The organism is Streptomyces sp. C1-1 (genome assembly GCF_050214755.1).
Taxonomy (GTDB): Bacteria; Actinomycetota; Actinomycetes; order Streptomycetales; family Streptomycetaceae; genus Streptomyces.
This window is the reverse complement of record NZ_CP189826.1, coordinates 4,420,931-4,436,947: the sequence shown is the minus strand read 5'-3', so window position 1 is coordinate 4,436,947 and position 16,017 is coordinate 4,420,931. Positions and strand designations below refer to the sequence as shown.

At 70.0% G+C, this 16,017-nt stretch carries 17 protein-coding genes and 3 tRNA genes; 17 read left to right on the top strand and 3 right to left on the bottom strand.

Annotation, left to right across the window (positions count from 1 at the left end; translation table 11 throughout):
• Nucleotides 1-208 precede the first annotated feature (208 nt).
• On the bottom strand, nt 209-1,480 hold the full coding sequence (locus tag ACQF4J_RS20145) for an amidohydrolase family protein (protein WP_427166383.1): 1,272 nt from the start codon (nt 1,478-1,480) through the stop codon (nt 209-211).
• Between the two features lie 256 nt (nt 1,481-1,736).
• On the opposite strand from ACQF4J_RS20145, the gene ACQF4J_RS20140 reads away from it, so the two are divergent.
• From ACQF4J_RS20140 to ACQF4J_RS20105, 8 genes are all read left to right on the top strand, one after another.
• A tRNA-Thr gene (locus tag ACQF4J_RS20140) sits at nt 1,737-1,809 on the top strand.
• 46 nt (nt 1,810-1,855) lie between these two features.
• Nucleotides 1,856-1,928 (top strand) — tRNA-Met (locus ACQF4J_RS20135).
• Between the two features lie 89 nt (nt 1,929-2,017).
• Nucleotides 2,018-2,182, top strand: a complete 165-nt coding sequence (rpmG, locus tag ACQF4J_RS20130) for a 50S ribosomal protein L33 (RefSeq protein WP_003948671.1) — start codon at nt 2,018-2,020, stop codon at nt 2,180-2,182.
• 122 nt (nt 2,183-2,304) lie between these two features.
• Nucleotides 2,305-2,757 carry a MaoC family dehydratase N-terminal domain-containing protein gene (locus tag ACQF4J_RS20125; RefSeq protein ID WP_351562800.1) on the top strand — a complete coding sequence of 151 codons (453 nt, stop codon included), beginning with the start codon at nt 2,305-2,307 and terminating at the stop codon, nt 2,755-2,757.
• Between the two features lie 8 nt (nt 2,758-2,765).
• On the top strand, nt 2,766-3,194 hold the full coding sequence (locus tag ACQF4J_RS20120; protein WP_351562795.1) for a MaoC family dehydratase: 429 nt from the start codon (nt 2,766-2,768) through the stop codon (nt 3,192-3,194).
• Between the two features lie 138 nt (nt 3,195-3,332).
• A complete protein-coding gene (locus ACQF4J_RS20115; protein ID WP_200703318.1) occupies nt 3,333-3,902 on the top strand; it encodes a TetR/AcrR family transcriptional regulator in 570 nt (189 codons plus the stop codon).
• A 132-nt stretch (nt 3,903-4,034) separates the two neighbouring features.
• Complete coding sequence (locus tag ACQF4J_RS20110; protein ID WP_427166380.1) at nt 4,035-5,477, top strand: DHA2 family efflux MFS transporter permease subunit; 1,443 nt, start codon at nt 4,035-4,037, stop codon at nt 5,475-5,477.
• Nucleotides 5,478-6,121: 644 nt separating this feature from the next.
• Nucleotides 6,122-7,177 carry a UDP-N-acetylmuramate dehydrogenase gene (locus tag ACQF4J_RS20105; RefSeq protein WP_351562789.1) on the top strand — a complete coding sequence of 352 codons (1,056 nt, stop codon included), beginning with the start codon at nt 6,122-6,124 and terminating at the stop codon, nt 7,175-7,177.
• 3 nt (nt 7,178-7,180) lie between these two features.
• Here the strand turns inward: ACQF4J_RS20105 and ACQF4J_RS20100 are convergent, their stop codons facing one another.
• Both ACQF4J_RS20100 and ACQF4J_RS20095 read right to left on the bottom strand, forming a co-directional pair.
• On the bottom strand, nt 7,181-8,212 hold the full coding sequence (locus ACQF4J_RS20100) for an adenosine deaminase (protein WP_351562787.1): 1,032 nt from the start codon (nt 8,210-8,212) through the stop codon (nt 7,181-7,183).
• A 126-nt stretch (nt 8,213-8,338) separates the two neighbouring features.
• Nucleotides 8,339-9,565 carry a pyridoxal phosphate-dependent aminotransferase gene (locus tag ACQF4J_RS20095; protein ID WP_351562785.1) on the bottom strand — a complete coding sequence of 409 codons (1,227 nt, stop codon included), beginning with the start codon at nt 9,563-9,565 and terminating at the stop codon, nt 8,339-8,341.
• A gap of 284 nt (nt 9,566-9,849) precedes the next feature.
• On the opposite strand from ACQF4J_RS20095, the gene ACQF4J_RS20090 reads away from it, so the two are divergent.
• The 9 genes from ACQF4J_RS20090 (at nt 9,850) to rplL (ending at nt 15,994) form a co-directional block, all read left to right on the top strand.
• A tRNA-Trp gene (locus tag ACQF4J_RS20090) sits at nt 9,850-9,922 on the top strand.
• Nucleotides 9,923-10,027: 105 nt separating this feature from the next.
• On the top strand, nt 10,028-10,315 hold the full coding sequence (secE, locus tag ACQF4J_RS20085) for a preprotein translocase subunit SecE (protein WP_058923780.1): 288 nt from the start codon (nt 10,028-10,030) through the stop codon (nt 10,313-10,315).
• 80 nt (nt 10,316-10,395) lie between these two features.
• On the top strand, nt 10,396-11,250 hold the full coding sequence (gene nusG / locus ACQF4J_RS20080) for a transcription termination/antitermination protein NusG (protein WP_427166377.1): 855 nt from the start codon (nt 10,396-10,398) through the stop codon (nt 11,248-11,250).
• A 166-nt stretch (nt 11,251-11,416) separates the two neighbouring features.
• A complete protein-coding gene (gene rplK, locus ACQF4J_RS20075) occupies nt 11,417-11,851 on the top strand; it encodes a 50S ribosomal protein L11 (protein ID WP_055515278.1) in 435 nt (144 codons plus the stop codon).
• An 83-nt stretch (nt 11,852-11,934) separates the two neighbouring features.
• Entirely contained in the window at nt 11,935-12,660 is a 726-nt protein-coding gene (gene rplA, locus ACQF4J_RS20070; RefSeq protein WP_351562781.1) for a 50S ribosomal protein L1, read from the top strand.
• 141 nt (nt 12,661-12,801) lie between these two features.
• Nucleotides 12,802-13,695 (top strand): hypothetical protein, encoded by an 894-nt coding sequence (locus tag ACQF4J_RS20065; RefSeq protein WP_351562779.1) that lies wholly within the window; start codon nt 12,802-12,804, stop codon nt 13,693-13,695.
• A 137-nt stretch (nt 13,696-13,832) separates the two neighbouring features.
• Nucleotides 13,833-14,690 (top strand): DUF1396 domain-containing protein, encoded by an 858-nt coding sequence (locus ACQF4J_RS20060; RefSeq protein ID WP_351562777.1) that lies wholly within the window; start codon nt 13,833-13,835, stop codon nt 14,688-14,690.
• A gap of 278 nt (nt 14,691-14,968) precedes the next feature.
• Nucleotides 14,969-15,499 (top strand): 50S ribosomal protein L10, encoded by a 531-nt coding sequence (gene rplJ, locus ACQF4J_RS20055; RefSeq protein ID WP_058923775.1) that lies wholly within the window; start codon nt 14,969-14,971, stop codon nt 15,497-15,499.
• A gap of 111 nt (nt 15,500-15,610) precedes the next feature.
• Nucleotides 15,611-15,994 carry a 50S ribosomal protein L7/L12 gene (gene rplL / locus ACQF4J_RS20050; protein WP_093499670.1) on the top strand — a complete coding sequence of 128 codons (384 nt, stop codon included), beginning with the start codon at nt 15,611-15,613 and terminating at the stop codon, nt 15,992-15,994.
• The last annotated feature ends 23 nt before the right edge of the window (nt 15,995-16,017 follow it).

Genomic DNA, 16,017 nt, shown 5'->3' with positions numbered 1-16,017 from the left:
CCGGCCGACCGCATCCGCCGCACGACTTGAGCCACGCCTCAGCGGCGTGCCTGCCGTCCTACGACACCTCGGCCGCAGCCGCGAAGTCGCCCGTCCTACGACCCCTCCCCCCGTCCGCCGGGAGGCACCGTCCTGCGACCCCTCCCCCCGCCCGCCGGGAGGCGCCGTCCCGCGCCCCTCACCCGCCGTTCCCCGAAAGTCGCCCGCCCTACGACACGCTGCCCCGCCCCTGCCGAGGCAGCCCCAGCTCGGCCGCGGCGGCGGAGTTGCGGTACTCCCGTACCGCACTCGTCCGGGCCACAACCCGCCCCCGGTGCACGACGATCCGGCTGTACGCCAGCGACAGCGCCCCCGCCAGCCGGTCCCCGCGCACGGCGAGCAACTCGGCCGGGAAGCCCGCCTCGACCCGCACCTCGGGCAGCCCCAGGACCGCCCGCGCCGACCCGCTCACGGCGTCGTAGGCCTCCTCGGGACGCAGCCCGTACCGGGAGGCGAGCAGATAGGCCGCCTCCAAGGGGTCGCCGCGCCCCACCGGGTTCGACAGGTCCCGCAGCGCACCGCTGCCCGCGGCGACCCGCACACCGGCCGCACGCAGCAGCCGCACCGGAGCCGTGCCGCGCCGGTCGGTGCCGGAGCAGCCGCCCTGGGGCACGCACACCACGGTCACCCCGGCCGCCGCGAGCTGGTCGGCGGTGCGCCGGGCCGCCTCGGCGGGCATCCGGTCCAGCCCCCCGCACGGGCCGAGGGTCACGCCGGGGCGCAGCCCGCCGGCCATCGCGGCGAGGCGGGCGAGGCGGGCCGGGTCGTCGGCGTCGGTGTGCAGGTCGACGGGGCAGCCGTACTCGGAGGCGATCTCCAGGACCGCCTCCACATACCCGGTCGGATCCGGGTCCAGGTCCGGACACCCGCCCACCACCGAGGCGCCCATCTTGACCGCGTCCCGCAGCACGGCGAGCCCGTCCGCCCCGGCGACGCCGGTCAGCACCCGCGGCATCGCCACGGCCGTCAGCTCGGTCAGCCCCCGCAGCGAACGCCGAGCCCGCAGCACGGCGGCCAGCGCTCCGAGCCCCTGCACGTCGCCCACGCGCACGTGTGCCCGCAACGCCGTCGCCCCGTGCCCGAGTTGCAGCAATGCCGCCTCCGTGGCGCGGCGCTGGACGTCCTGGGGGTCGTACGAGGCGGGACCGTCCCCGTCGGCCGACAGCGCGGTGTCGCCGTGGGCGTGCGGTTCGGCCGGAGCAGGCAGGAGCAGATAGCCGCTCAGGTCCACGCGTGCCCCGCACGCGAGCGTGCCGCCCACCGCCAGGCTTCCCACCGTGCCGACCGCCTCGATGCGCCCGCCGCCCAGCCGTACGTCCACGGTCCGGCCGTCGGTCAGCCGCGCCCCACACAACAGGAGAGCGGTGGTGTCGCCGGGCATGGAGGAGCCCGAAGAGCCCGAGGGCGACGAGTGGGGCGGCTGCGGCTGGCTGTCGGGCATCGCGCTCCTGGGACAAAGTGGACACAAGATCACGCAGAGTGAGTCGAGCCTAGGGTGGTGATCCGTCCTCGGCGGGGAGGAGCGCAATAGTCGTACCGGTGTGGTCATCCGTGCGGGGGGCGGCCTCAGTGGCTGGTGGGGAGGCCGGGAGGAGGGGCGGGGAAGGGCCCGTCCTCGCCCGCCGGAGAGACCGGGACGGGGGCCACGAAACGGATTTGGGTGAACGGCGGCGGACCGTGTAATGTCTTCATCGCTCGCCCCAATAGCTCAGTCGGCAGAGCGTCTCCATGGTAAGGAGAAGGTCTACGGTTCGATTCCGTATTGGGGCTCTGGTGTGTGAGGTTCCCGTCGCGAGGCGGGAACGGATCGCATCACAGCGGTGTAGCTCAGTCGGTAGAGCAAGCGGCTCATAATCGCTGTGTCACCGGTTCAAGTCCGGTCACCGCTACTGACAGTAGCCGATTGCGGGGTCGGTCCTTCGATCGGCTACTCTTCTATGCGTTAAACCATCCCATCCGTTCGTCAAGGAGCACTCACGTGGCTGCCACCGACGTCCGCCCGAAGATCACGCTGGCCTGCGTGGAGTGCAAGGAGCGGAACTACATCACCAAGAAGAACCGGCGTAACAACCCGGACCGTCTTGAGATGAAGAAGCACTGCCCGCGTTGCAACGCGCACACCGCGCACCGCGAAACGCGATAAATCAGGCTCGTACGCGAGGCCGCCCCCACCACAAGGGGGCGGCCTCGCGTCGTTTCGGCCCGCGCAGTGCGTTTCCGCCCGCGCAGTGAACGTAAGTCATCGACACCAGGAGGTGCCGAGCCATGGCGCTCGACCAGTCCTTCGTGGGGCGGACGTACCCGCCCACCGCCCCCTACGAGGTGGGCCGGGAGAAGATCCGGGAGTTCGCGGAAGCGGTGGGGGACACCAACCCCGCGTACACGGACCCGGAGGCCGCCAAGGCGCTCGGTCATCCCGACGTCATCGCCCCGCCGACCTTCGTGTTCGCCATCACCTTCAAGGCGGCGGGACAGGTCGTCCAGGACCCCCAGCTCGGCCTGGACTACAGCCGGGTCGTGCACGGCGACCAGAAGTTCTCCTACGTCCGCCCGGTGCGGGCCGGTGACCGTCTGACCGTCACCTCCACCATCGAGGCGATCAAGTCCATGGCGGGCAACGACATCGTGGACGTCCGCGGTGAGGTCCACGACGAGGCGGGCGAACACGTCGTCACCGCCTGGACGAAGCTCGTCGCCCGCGCGGCAGAGGGGGCGTGAGAAAGAACATGACGGCGAAGATCGCATACGACGACGTCGAGGTCGGCACCGAACTGCCCGCCCAGACCTTCCCCGTGACGCGCGCCACGCTCGTCCAGTACGCGGGCGCCTCCGGGGACTTCAACCCCATCCACTGGAACGAGAAGTTCGCCAAGGAGGTGGGCCTCCCGGACGTCATCGCCCACGGCATGTTCACCATGGCCGAGGCGATCCGGGTGGTCACCGACTGGACCGGCGACCCGGGCGCGGTCGTGGAGTACGGCGTCCGCTTCACCAAGCCGGTCGTCGTCCCGAACGACGACAAGGGTGCGCTGATCGAGGTGAGCGCCAAGGTCGGCGCCAAGCTCGACGACAACACGGTCCGCGTGGACCTCACGGCGACCAGCGCCGGCCAGAAGGTGCTGGGCATGTCGCGGGCGGTCGTCCGCCTGGCGTGAGCCACGCGCGCGTGGCGAGCGGTAAGGGGCACCGTCCCTGGGAGGCGCCCCTTACCGCTCGGCAGCCTCCGCCGCCCGCACATTCCAACCCCCGGCACCCTCTTGACTTAGTTAGTGATTGAGTACTAACTTACTCGCATGGTCAGGATGAGCGCAGAAGAGAGGCGCGAGAGCGTCATCCGCGCGGCGACGGCCGAGTTCGCCCGCGGCGGCTACTACGGCACGTCCACCGAGGCGATCGCCAAGCGCGTGGGTGTCTCGCAGCCGTATCTCTTCCGCCTCTTCCCGGGCAAGAAGGCGATCTTCCTCGCGGCGTCCCAGCGGTGCCTGGAGGACACGATCCGCACCTTCGAGGAGGCCGCCGAGGGCCTGGAGGGCGAGGAGGCCCTGCGTGCCATGGCGAACGCCTACACCAAGGTCATCGCCGAGGAGCCCGAGCGGCTGCTGATGCAGATGCAGATGTACGTGGCCGTCGCCGCCGCCGAGCAGGCCGGCGAACACGAGCTCGGCGAGCAGGTACGGGCGGGCTGGATGCGCCTGTGGGACACGGTCCACCTGTCGCTGGGCGCCGACACCGACGAGACGACGACCTTCATGGCGTACGGGATGCTCATCAACTGCCTGGTGTCCATGGGCTTCCCGCCCGGGCACAGGATCTGGGAAGGGCTGTACCCGGAGGCGCGCCTCCGGGGTCGGCTGGAGAAGTAGAAGCAGAAGCAAGGGGTGGACGGAAGGGTGCAGGTGCCCTGCCCGTCACGGCGGATTTCCATGCCCGCAAAAGTTAGTCATCAATAACTAATTCACCCGATGACCTTCATCTGATGACCCTCTGGGGGAGCGATGTCAGAGCAGACCGCACGTCGCGGGGGAACCGTCTGGGCCCTCGTCATCACCAGCGTCGCCGGATTCATGGCGGCCCTCGACAACCTCGTGGTCACCACCGCCCTGCCCTCCATCCGCAAGGACCTGGGCGGAGCGCTGGACGACCTGGAGTGGACCGTCAGCGCCTACACGCTGACCTTCGCCGTCCTCCTCATGTTCGGCGCGGCGCTCGGCGACCGCTTCGGCCGGCGTCGCCTCTTCCTCGTGGGCCTCACGATATTCACCGGCGCCTCCGCCGCCGCGGCCATGTCGACCGGCATCGACGCCCTCATCGCCGCCCGGGCGGTCCAGGGTGTGGGCGCGGCGATCATGATGCCGCTGACCCTCACCCTCCTCACCGCGGCGGTCCCCGCCGCCAGGCGCGGGATGGCGTACGGCATCTGGGGCGCGGTCAACGGCCTGGCGGTGGCCTCCGGCCCGCTGATCGGCGGCAGCCTCACCGAGCACGTCTCCTGGCACTGGATCTTCTGGCTGAACGTCCCGCTGGGCATCGCCCTACTGCCGCTCGCCCGCCTCCGCCTGGCCGAGTCGCACGGCACCGGAGCCCCGCTGGACATCCCCGGCACCCTGCTGGCCAGCAGCGGCCTCTTCGGGATCGTCTACGGCCTGGTCCGCGGCCCCGCCGTCGGCTGGACGGCACCTCTGGTCCTCACCGGCCTGTTCGCGGGCACCGCGCTGCTGACCGCCTTCGTCCTCTACAGCCTGCGCGCCAAGAACCCCATGCTGCCGATGCGCCTGTTCCGCTCCCGGGCGTTCTCCGGCATCAACGCGGCGAGCCTGCTGATGTTCCTCGGGATGTTCGGCTCGATCTTCCTCCTCAGCCAGTTCATGCAGGGCGTCCTCGGCTACTCGCCCACCGAGGCGGGCCTGCGGATGCTCCCCTGGACCGGCATGCCGATGCTCGTCGCCCCGGTCGCCGGCATCCTCTCCGACCGCATCGGAGGCCGCCCCGTGGTCGCGGCGGGCCTCTTCCTCCAGGCGGCGGGCCTCGGCTGGATGGCCTCCGTGGTCGACCCCGGCGTCTCCTACGCCGCCCAGCTCCCCGCCCTGATCATCAGCGGCGTCGGCATGGGCCTGTTCTTCGCCCCGGCCGCCAACCTGGTCATGTCCAGCGTCCGCGCCACGGAGCAGGGCATCGCCTCCGGCGCCAACAACGCGCTGCGCGAGGTGGGCGGCGCACTGGGTATCGCGATCATGTCCTCGATCTTCTCGTCCCAGGGTGGCTACGAGTCCGCCCAGACCTTCGTCGACGGTCTCCAGCCGGCGCTGGTCACCGGCGCGGCGGTGGTCGCGGTCGCGGGCGCCGCGGCGCTGCTGATCCCGAGGAACCGCGCCGCCCTCTCGACGGCGGCCTCATCCACCGAGGAACCGACCCCGGCCCTCGACCCCATCGCAGGCTGATCCCAGCCCCACCCGAAACGGCCCCGCTCCCAAAGGCGGGGCCGTTTCCCCGCGCCCCGGCACCGCACCACCCAAAGGCGGCTCCACTCCACCCGCACCAAGACGTACCGCTGCGCCCACCCGTGCCGCCCAAGCGGCACGACTGCCCGCAGCGGAGCGGCTGCAGCCGCCGGCCACGCCAACCACCTGCTGCGGCACGACTGCGCGCAGCGGAGCGGCTGCGGGCGCCGGCCATGCCGATCACCTGCTGCGGTGCGACTGCGCGCGGCGGAGTGGTTGCGGGCGCCGGCCATGCCGACCACCTGCTGCGGCGCGACTGTCCGCAGCGGAGTGGTTGCGGGCGCCGGCCATGCCGATCACCTGCTGTGGCGCGTCTGCGCGCGGCGGAGTGGCTGCGGCCGCCGGCCACGCCGACCGTCTGCTGCGGCGCGACTGTCCGCAGTTGGCGGAGTGGGTCAGTCCCGCGGGCCCGCAGGCGGGTACGGCGGGGAGGGGGTGTGGTGGGGGGTGTCCGCCCGCAGTGGCGGGCGTCAAGCGGCGGCACCTCTCGGCCGACAGCACCGCCCGTCCGAGGACGGACACCCCCCACCACACCCCCGCACCCCATCCGGACCGCCCGAGCCGCAGGCCCTACCCTTGAGCGCGTGCAGGAACGACACGACGCCCCCCTCGCCCCGCTGACCACCTTCCGCCTGGGCGGCCCCGCCTCCCGGCTGATCACCGCCACCACCGACGCGGAGGTCATCGCAGCGGTCCGCGAGGCCGACGACTCCGGCACCCCGCTCCTGCTGATCGGCGGCGGCTCGAACCTGGTCATCGGCGACAAGGGCTTCCCCGGCACCGCCCTGGTCATCGCCACCAAGGGTTTCACCCTCGACGGCACCCGCCTGGAACTGGCCGCGGGCGAGGTGTGGACCGACGCGGTCGCCCGCACGGTGGAGGCCGGCCTCGCCGGCATCGAATGCCTGGCCGGCATCCCCGGCTCCGCCGGCGCGACCCCCATCCAGAACGTGGGCGCGTACGGCCAGGAGGTCTCCTCGACGATCACCGAGGTCGTCGCGTACGACCGCACGACCCGCGAGACGGTCACCCTCCCGAACGCCGACTGCGCCTTCTCCTACCGCCACAGCCGCTTCAAGGCCGACCCCGACCGCTACGTCGTCCTCCGCGTCCGCTACGACCTGGAGGACGCCGACGGCCTCTCCGGCCCGATCAAGTACTCCGAGACGGCCCGCGCCCTCGGCGTCGACCCCGGCGACCGCGTCCCCCTGCCCGCCGCCCGCGAGACGGTCCTCAAGCTCCGCTCGGGCAAGGGCATGGTCCTGGACCCCGAGGACCACGACACCTGGTCGGCGGGCTCCTTCTTCACCAACCCGATCCTCACGAACGCCGACTTCGCCGCCTTCCACGCACGCGTGAAGGAGCACCTCGGCCCCGACGCGGAACCCCCCGCCTACCCGGCGGGCGAGGGCCGCACCAAGACCTCGGCGGCCTGGCTGATCGACAAGGCGGGCTTCACCAAGGGCTACGGCACCGGCCCCGCCCGCATCTCCACCAAGCACACCCTCGCCCTCACCAACAGGGGCGACGCCACCACGGAGGACCTCCTCGCCCTCGCCCGCGAGGTGGTCGCGGGCGTCCGCGAGACCTTCGGCATCACGCTCGTCAACGAACCGGTGACGGTCGGCGTGACCCTCTAGCGCCTACGAAGCCAGCCAGTCCTCGACCCCCGCCAGCAGCTTCTCCTTCACGTCCGCCGGCGCCGCCGACCCCCGCACCGACTGGCGGGCCAGCTCCGCCAGCTCCTCGTCGGTGAAGCCGTGGTGGCGCCGAGCGATCTCGTACTGCGCGGCGAGCCGGGACCCGAACAGCAGCGGATCGTCGGCCCCCAGGGCCATCGGCACACCGGCGTCGTACAGGGTCCGCAGCGGGACGTCCTCGGGCTTCTCGTACACACCCAGCGCGACGTTCGACGCCGGGCACACCTCGCAGGTCACGCCCCGGTCCGCGAGTCGCTTCAGCAGCCGCGGATCCTCGGCGGCCCGCACCCCGTGCCCCAGCCTGTCGGCGTGCAGGTCGTCGAGGCAGTCCCGCACCGACGACGGCCCGGTCAGCTCCCCGCCGTGCGGGGCCGACAGCAAGCCGCCCTCCCGGGCGATGTGGAAGGCCCGGTCGAAGTCGCGGGCCATGCCCCGCCGCTCGTCGTTCGAGAGCCCGAAGCCCACGACACCCCGCTCCGCGTACCGCACGGCGAGCCGGGCCAGCGTCCGGGCGTCCAGCGGATGCTTCATCCGGTTCGCCGCGACCAGGACCCGCATCCCGAGCCCCGTCTCCCTGGACGTGGTCTCGACCGCGTCCAGGATGATCTCCAGCGCCGGGATCAACCCGCCCAGGCGGGGCGCGTAGGAGGTCGGATCGACCTGGATCTCCAGCCACCCCGACCCGTCCCGGACGTCCTCCTCGGCGGCCTCGCGGACCAGCCGCCGGATGTCCTCGGGCTCGCGCAGACACGACCGGGCGGCGTCGTACAGCCGCTGGAAGCGGAACCAGCCCCGCTCGTCCGTGGCCCGCAGCTTCGGCGGTTCCCCGCTGGTCAGCGCCTCGGTCAGGGCATCGGGCAGCCGCACGCCGTACTTGTCGGCCAGTTCCAGGACGGTCCCCGGCCGCATCGACCCGGTGAAGTGCAGGTGCAGATGGGCCTTCGGCAGCTCAGAGACATCACGTACACGCTCCATCCCAGGATCCTGCCGTACGTCCCCGCCGTCCCGGTAGCGAAATCCACGTTAGTGGTCTTGCTCGCACGAAAAAGCGGACCCCCTCGCGCGAGGGGGTCCGCTCAGCCGTTGCGTGGATCGTGGATCTCAGTCCCGGGCCTCGGCCAGCAGCTTCTGGATCCGCGAGACGCCCTCGACGAGGTCCTCGTCACCGAGGGCGTACGACAGCCGCAGATAGCCGGGCGTGCCGAAGGCCTCGCCGGGGACGACCGCGACCTCGGCCTCCTCCAGGATGAGCGCGGCGAGCTCGACGGTGTCCTGCGGCCGCTTGCCGCGGATCTCCTTGCCGAGCAGGGCCTTCACGGACGGGTAGGCGTAGAACGCGCCCTCGGGCTCGGGGCAGACGACGCCGTCGATCTCGTTGAGCATCCGCACGATGGTCTTGCGGCGCCGGTCGAAGGCCTCGCGCATCTTCGCGACGGCCTCCAGGTCACCGGAGACGGCGGCCAGCGCCGCCACCTGCGCGACGTTGGACACGTTCGACGTGGCGTGCGACTGCAGGTTGGTGGCCGCCTTGACGACGTCCTTCGGACCGATGACCCAGCCGACACGCCAGCCGGTCATGGCGTACGTCTTGGCGACACCGTTGACGACGATGCACTTGTCGCGCAGCTCGGGCAGCAGCGCCGGCAGGGACACGGACACGGCGTCGCCGTAGACGAGGTGCTCGTAGATCTCGTCGGTCAGCACCCACAGGCCGTGCTCGACGGCCCAGCGGCCGATCGCCTCGGTCTCGGCCTCGGAGTACACCGCGCCGGTCGGGTTGGACGGCGAGACGAAGAGGACGACCTTCGTCTTCTCCGTACGGGCGGCCTCCAGCTGCTCCACGCTGACGCGGTAGCCGGTCGTCTCGTCCGCGACGACGTCCACGGGCACACCGCCCGCGAGACGGATCGACTCCGGGTACGTCGTCCAGTACGGCGCGGGGACGATGACCTCGTCGCCCGGATCGAGGATCGCGGCGAAGGCCTCGTAGATGGCCTGCTTGCCGCCGTTGGTGACGAGGATCTGCGAGACGTCGGGCTCCCAGCCGGAGTCGCGCAGCGTCTTCGCGGCGATCGCGGACTTCAGCTCGGGCAGGCCGCCGGCCGGCGTGTACCGGTGGTACTTGGGGTTCTTGCAGGCCTCGACGGCCGCCTCGACGATGTAGTCCGGGGTCGGGAAGTCGGGCTCACCGGCGCCGAAGCCGATCACCGGGCGCCCGGCGGCCTTGAGGGCCTTGGCCTTGGCGTCCACGGCGAGGGTGGCGGACTCGGAGATCGCGCCGACTCGGGCGGAGACCCGGCGCTCGGTGGGAGGGGTTGCAGGGCTCATGGAGCCCATCGTTCCAGACCGGAAACATGCCGGGCACGCGGGTTTCACAGACTGAACATCCAGGGGTCGGCCACTGAACACCCGTCCGGAATCGGGCCATGGCCTGGGTGATCTTCCACGGGTTTCGTGACGATCCTCCTCCGCCAAGCCCCCTACGCGGGCTTTCTGTTCGACGGAGGGCTCCGGAGCACGTACACTCTCACCTCGTTGGCCTTCAGCAGCCGCGCCGCAGGCGGTGCACACCGTGCACCCGGTCGGATGCGGTACGTTGGGGGACACACCAAAGGGTCGTAGCTCAATTGGTAGAGCACCGGTCTCCAAAACCGGCGGTTGGGGGTTCAAGTCCCTCCGGCCCTGCTACACACACCTTCGCCAGGTGTGCCCATGTACGTACAGCAACGCACCGCCGTGCGGCTCAGACCGGGCGCGGCACGGCCACGACCCGGGAACAGGTGAGGACGAATGGCGGACGCCGTGGGCTCCATCGACACGCCTGATGCCCAGGACGAGGCTCAGGAGACCAAGAAGAAGGCCCGGAAGGGCGGCAAGCGGGCCAAGAAGGGTCCGCTCAAGCGGCTTGCCCTTTTCTACCGCCAGGTCATCGCCGAGCTCCGCAAGGTCGTCTGGCCGACGCGCAATCAGCTGACCTCGTACACCACCGTGGTGATCTTCTTCGTCGCCATCATGATCGCCCTGGTGACCGTGATTGACTATGGGCTCAACCACGCGGCCAAGTACGTCTTCGGCTGAGTCGAGAGCGAAGGGCGCCGTGGTTACCGGCGCCCCTTTCGCATGTTCCACCCCTATGTATCCAGGAAGAAGCAGCCACCGTGTCTGACACGAACCTGAACGACGACACCATCGAGCCGGACGAGTCCGTGGACGACGAGCTCGACATCGTCGAGGGCGCGGACGGCGACCTGGACGAGTTCGAGGCTGCGGACGCCGAGGCCGGCGAGGCCGCCGAGGAGGACGCCGTCCACGTCGTGGACGAGGACGCCGACGAAGCCGACGCCGACTCCGAGGAAGAGGCCGTCGCCGAGGAGGAGGCGGAGCCCGCGGAGCCCGTCGACCCCGTCGCCGCCCTGCGTGAGGAACTGCGCACCCTGCCCGGCGAGTGGTACGTCATCCACACCTACGCCGGCTACGAGAACCGCGTGAAGACCAACCTGGAGCAGCGCGCCGTCTCGCTGAACGTCGAGGACTACATCTTCCAGGCCGAGGTGCCGCAGGAAGAGGTCGTCCAGATCAAGAACGGCGACCGCAAGACGATCAAGCAGAACAAGCTGCCGGGTTACGTCCTGGTCCGCATGGACCTGACGAACGAGTCCTGGGGCGTCGTCCGCAACACCCCGGGTGTCACCGGCTTCGTGGGCAACGCCTACGACCCGTACCCGCTGACGCTGGACGAGATCGTCAAGATGCTCGCGCCGGAGGCCGAGGAGAAGGCCGCCCGCGAGGCCGCCGAGGCCGAGGGCAAGCCGGCTCCGCAGCGCAAGGTCGAGGTCCAGGTGCTGGACTTCGAGGTGGGCGACTCGGTCACCGTCACCGACGGCCCGTTCGCCACGCTGCAGGCGACGATCAACGAGATCAACCCGGACTCGAAGAAGGTCAAGGGTCTGGTGGAGATCTTCGGCCGCGAGACCCCGGTCGAGCTGAGCTTCGACCAGATCCAGAAGAACTAGCTTCTTCCGGAAAGAGCTTCCGAGCAGGTCAGGCGGGCTGTCTCAGCCTGTCTGACCTGCTCGGTTTTTGGCCGCGCATCTATACCCGTTATCGTTGTGCGGTATGCCTGCGTTCGGGTGGTCCCCGCGTGCAGGCAGGACCCGAACCGAAAGGACGCGGAGAGCTATGCCTCCCAAGAAGAAGAAGGTCACGGGGCTCATCAAGCTCCAGATCAACGCCGGTGCGGCGAACCCGGCTCCGCCGGTCGGCCCCGCGCTGGGCCAGCACGGCGTCAACATCATGGAGTTCTGCAAGGCGTACAACGCCGCGACCGAGTCGCAGCGTGGCTGGGTGATCCCGGTGGAGATCACGGTCTACGAGGACCGCTCCTTCACCTTCATCACCAAGACGCCGCCGGCCGCCAAGATGATCCTCAAGGCCGCGGGTGTCGAGAAGGGCTCCGGCGAGCCGCACAAGACCAAGGTCGCCAAGATCACCGAGGCGCAGGTCCGCGAGATCGCCCAGACCAAGCTTCCCGACCTGAACGCCAACGACCTGGACGCCGCGTCGAAGATCATCGCCGGCACCGCCCGTTCCATGGGCATCACGGTCGAGGGCTGAGCCCCACCTCCCCCGTACATCAAGCAGAAGTGGCAGGGCCTGCTCGGCCCGTACCACGACTCCTCAAAACCTCAGGAGAAGCAGTGAGCAAGCGCAGCAAGGCCCTTCGCGCTGCGGACGAGAAGATCGACCGGGAGAAGCTGTACGCCCCGCTCGAGGCCGTCCGTCTCGCCAAGGAGACCTCCACGACCAAGTTCGACGGCACCGTCGAGGTCGCCTTCCGCCTGGGTGTCGACCCGCGCAAGGCCGACCAGATGGTCCGTGGCACCGTGAACCTGCCGCACGGCACCGGCAAGACTGCCCGGGTCCTGGTCTTCGCGACCGGTGACCGTGCTGCGGCCGCGGAGGCCGCGGGCGCCGACATCGTCGGCTCCGACGAGCTGATCGACGAGGTCTCGAAGGGCCGCCTGGACTTCGACGCCGTCGTCGCCACCCCGGACCTCATGGGCAAGGTCGGCCGCCTCGGCCGTGTGCTCGGTCCCCGTGGTCTCATGCCGAACCCCAAGACCGGCACCGTGACCCCGGACGTGGCGAAGGCCGTCACCGAGATCAAGGGCGGCAAGATCGAGTTCCGCGTCGACAAGCACTCGAACCTGCACTTCATCATCGGCAAGACGTCCTTCGAGGACGACAAGCTGGTGGAGAACTACGCCGCCGCGCTCGAGGAGATCACCCGCCTCAAGCCGTCCGCCGCGAAGGGTCGCTACATCAAGAAGGCCGCCATCAGCACCACGATGGGCCCCGGCATCCAGATCGACCCGAACCGCACCCGCAACCTCCTCGTCGAGGAGGACCCGGCCGCCGTCTGAGCCGACGGCAGCCGCGCGCAGGCGCAAGCAGACGCGGGCCCCGCAACCTCCCGAGGTTGCGGGGCCCCCGCCTTTTCAGGCGCGTCCGTCGGTGCCCTGGGTTAGCGTGCGAGCACAGCAATCTCCTGGGGGTGGGGGCGTATGAAGGGCACGACCGTGTGCCGTGGGACCGTCGCGATCGCGGTGGTGGCCGCGCTCACGGGAGCCGCCGGCTGCACCTCCTCCGACGCCCCCGGTGACACGGACCGGGGCGGCAGGGCCTCCGGCAAGGTCACCACCCACCCCGCCGTCGCCACGGCCCTGCGCGCGGCCGAGAGCTCCACCGACCGCGCGGACTCCGCCCGGGTCCGCTCCACGACCACCATGGGCTCCGCTCTGTCCATGACGGCGGACGGCGTCCTCGGCTGGCGCGACGGCACGACGGGCACCGTCACCATCACCTACACCAGCGGCACGACGGCCGACCTGATGCGTCGGCTGGGCACCACCTCCATGGAGGCCCGCTACCTGCCCGACGCCTACTACGCGCGGATGGGCGAGAAGTTCGCCGAGCGGGCGGGCGGCAGGCACTGGATCCGTTACCGGTACGCGGATCTCGCCGATCTCGGCGGCGCTTCCGGAGCCGACCTCAGGAACCAGATGCGGGCCACCACCCCCAACCAGTCGGTGAAACTCCTGCTGGCCTCCGGCGGGGTCGAGAAGGTCGGAGTGGAGACGGTGCGGGGCGAGCGCACCACGCACTACGCGGGCACGGTGCACGTCGCCGACCTGGCCTCCACGGCCCTGAGGAAACAGCTCGCCCAGGCCGGTGTCAGCACCGAGACCGTGGACATCTGGGTCAACGACCGGGACCTGCTGGTCAAGAAGGTCGAGAAGGGCACGACGTCGGCCGGGCGGTACACGCAGACCGCGTACTACGGCGACTACGGGGCGAAGGTCTCCGCCGCCGAGCCCCCCGCGAGCGACACCGAGGACGTCAAGGACCTGCTGAGGAACCAGGTCCTGACCCCGGGCGGCGACACCTCTCCAGGGTAGGGAAGCAGTTCCTGAGGGGCAGCTCCCATGCGCCCGGGTCCTCTGGGGCCCTTGGGAATTCAGGAGCCTTTGCCGTCTCTTGGAGTTAGGATCGCCGACAGTCTGTGTATCAGCCATGCGTTCCGTGGGGGGAAACGATGAGGACTTCTGTACGTGGTTCGGTGCGCCGTGGGGCGACGGGGGCGGGGCTCGTGGCGCTGCTGCTCGCCGGGGGCGCCGTCGGCTGTCAGAAGGGCGGCTCCGAGCAGTCGCCGGCCATGACACCCGCGGCGGCCGTCGCCAAGGCCGCGAAGAACACCCAGGACATCACGTCCATGCACTACCGGATGACCGGCAAGGTGCCGGGGGAGGGCCGGATCTCCGGCGAGGCGGCCATGAGCATGAAGCCGCTGGCCATGAGCATGAAGATGACGGCCCAGGACCAGTCCACCTCCGGTCCGGTGGAGATCCGCGTCGTCGGCAAGGCCATGTACGTCGGCGGGAACGCCGACATGACCAAGGAGATGGACGGCAAGAGCTGGATCAAGTTCGACATGTCCGCGCTCGGCGCCGACAAGGAACTGAACACCCAGCAGCTGGGCGCCGGCCAGGCCGACCAGAACCCGGCTGCCGACTCCACCTTCCTCACCGGCTCCAAGGACGTGCGGAAGGTCGGCACCGAGACCGTCGACGGGGTGAAGACCACCCACTACCGGGGCACGGTCACCGTCGACGCCATCAAGGCCTCCCTCAAGGACGAGAGCAGGACCGTACGGGAGCAGCGGGAGAAGGCGCTCGACCAGTACACGAAGATGGGCGTGGACGCGCTCACCATGGACATGTGGGTCGACGGACAGGACCACACCAAGCAGTTCCGGATGCGCGGGGACGCCGACAAGGGTCCCCTCGACCTGACGATCACCTTCCTCGACTTCAACAAGCCGGTGAAGGTCACGGCCCCGCCGGCCAAGGACACCGCCGACCTCGCCGAGATGATGAAGGGCCTCCAGGGCTGAGCCGTACGGGCGGATTTGCCTGACGGCGACCGGGTCCCGTACTCTCCTACAGAAGCCAAAGACCGCTGGTCGTTGCCGTGCGCTCGTGAGAGGGCCCGGTGGCCGAAGGATCCGCTGAACCGCGGACGACCCGCGCAGGTGACTGTGGAAGTGCTCCCGGTGCGCCCCTGTCCAAGGGGATTTCCGGTCGAGCTACGCCCCGTGCGCCTGCGCCGGGGCGTTTCGTTTTCCCAGCCCCTTCCGAGCGGTCCCATCACCCGGAAGGAGGCCGACGCTCTATGGCAAGGCCCGACAAGGCTGCCGCGGTAGCCGAGCTGACGGAGCAGTTCCGCAGCTCGAACGCCGCCGTGCTGACCGAGTACCGGGGTCTCACCGTGGCGCAGCTCAAGACGCTGCGTCGTTCGCTCGGTGAGAACGCCCAGTACGCCGTGGTGAAGAACACGCTGACCAAGATTGCGGCCAACGAGGCCGGGATCACGACGCTCGACGACCTGTTCAACGGTCCGACGGCGGTCGCCTTCGTCACCGGTGACCCGGTGGAGTCGGCGAAGGGTCTTCGTGACTTCGCCAAGGACAACCCGAACCTCGTCATCAAGGGCGGTGTCCTTGACGGCAAGGCGATGTCCGCCGACGAGATCAAGAAGCTTGCGGACCTCGAGTCCCGCGAGGTTCTGCTCGCCAAGCTGGCGGGCGCCCTGAAGGGCAAGCAGACGCAGGCTGCTCAGGTCTTCCAGGCGCTCCCGTCGAAGCTCGTCCGCACCGTGGACGCGCTTCGCGCCAAGCAGGACGAGCAGGGCGGTGCCGAGTAACTCGGCTCGCGCATTGATCCGCGCCGCCTGAGGCGTGGGTCGCAGCGGGCCGAACGTACGCCCGCCACACATGTACATCCGGCACCAGCCGAAATTAGTGGAAGGAAAGCCATCGTGGCTCTCACCCAGGACGAACTGCTCGCCGAGTTCGAGGGCATGACCCTCATCCAGCTCTCCGAGTTCGTGAAGGCGTTCGAGGAGAAGTTCGACGTCACCGCCGCCGCCGCGGTCGCCGTCGCCGGTCCGGCCGGTCCGGCCGCCGCCGCCCCGGTCGAGGAGGAGAAGGACGAGTTCGACGTCATCCTCACGGGTGCCGGCGACAAGAAGATCCAGGTCATCAAGGTCGTGCGTGAGCTGACCTCCCTGGGTCTGAAGGAGGCCAAGGACCTCGTGGACGGCGCCCCGAAGCCCGTTCTCGAGAAGGTCGCCAAGGACGCCGCCGAGAAGGCCGCCGAGTCCCTCAAGGGCGCCGGCGCCTCGGTCGAGGTCAAGTAAGACCTCTCACAGTCCCCAGGGCT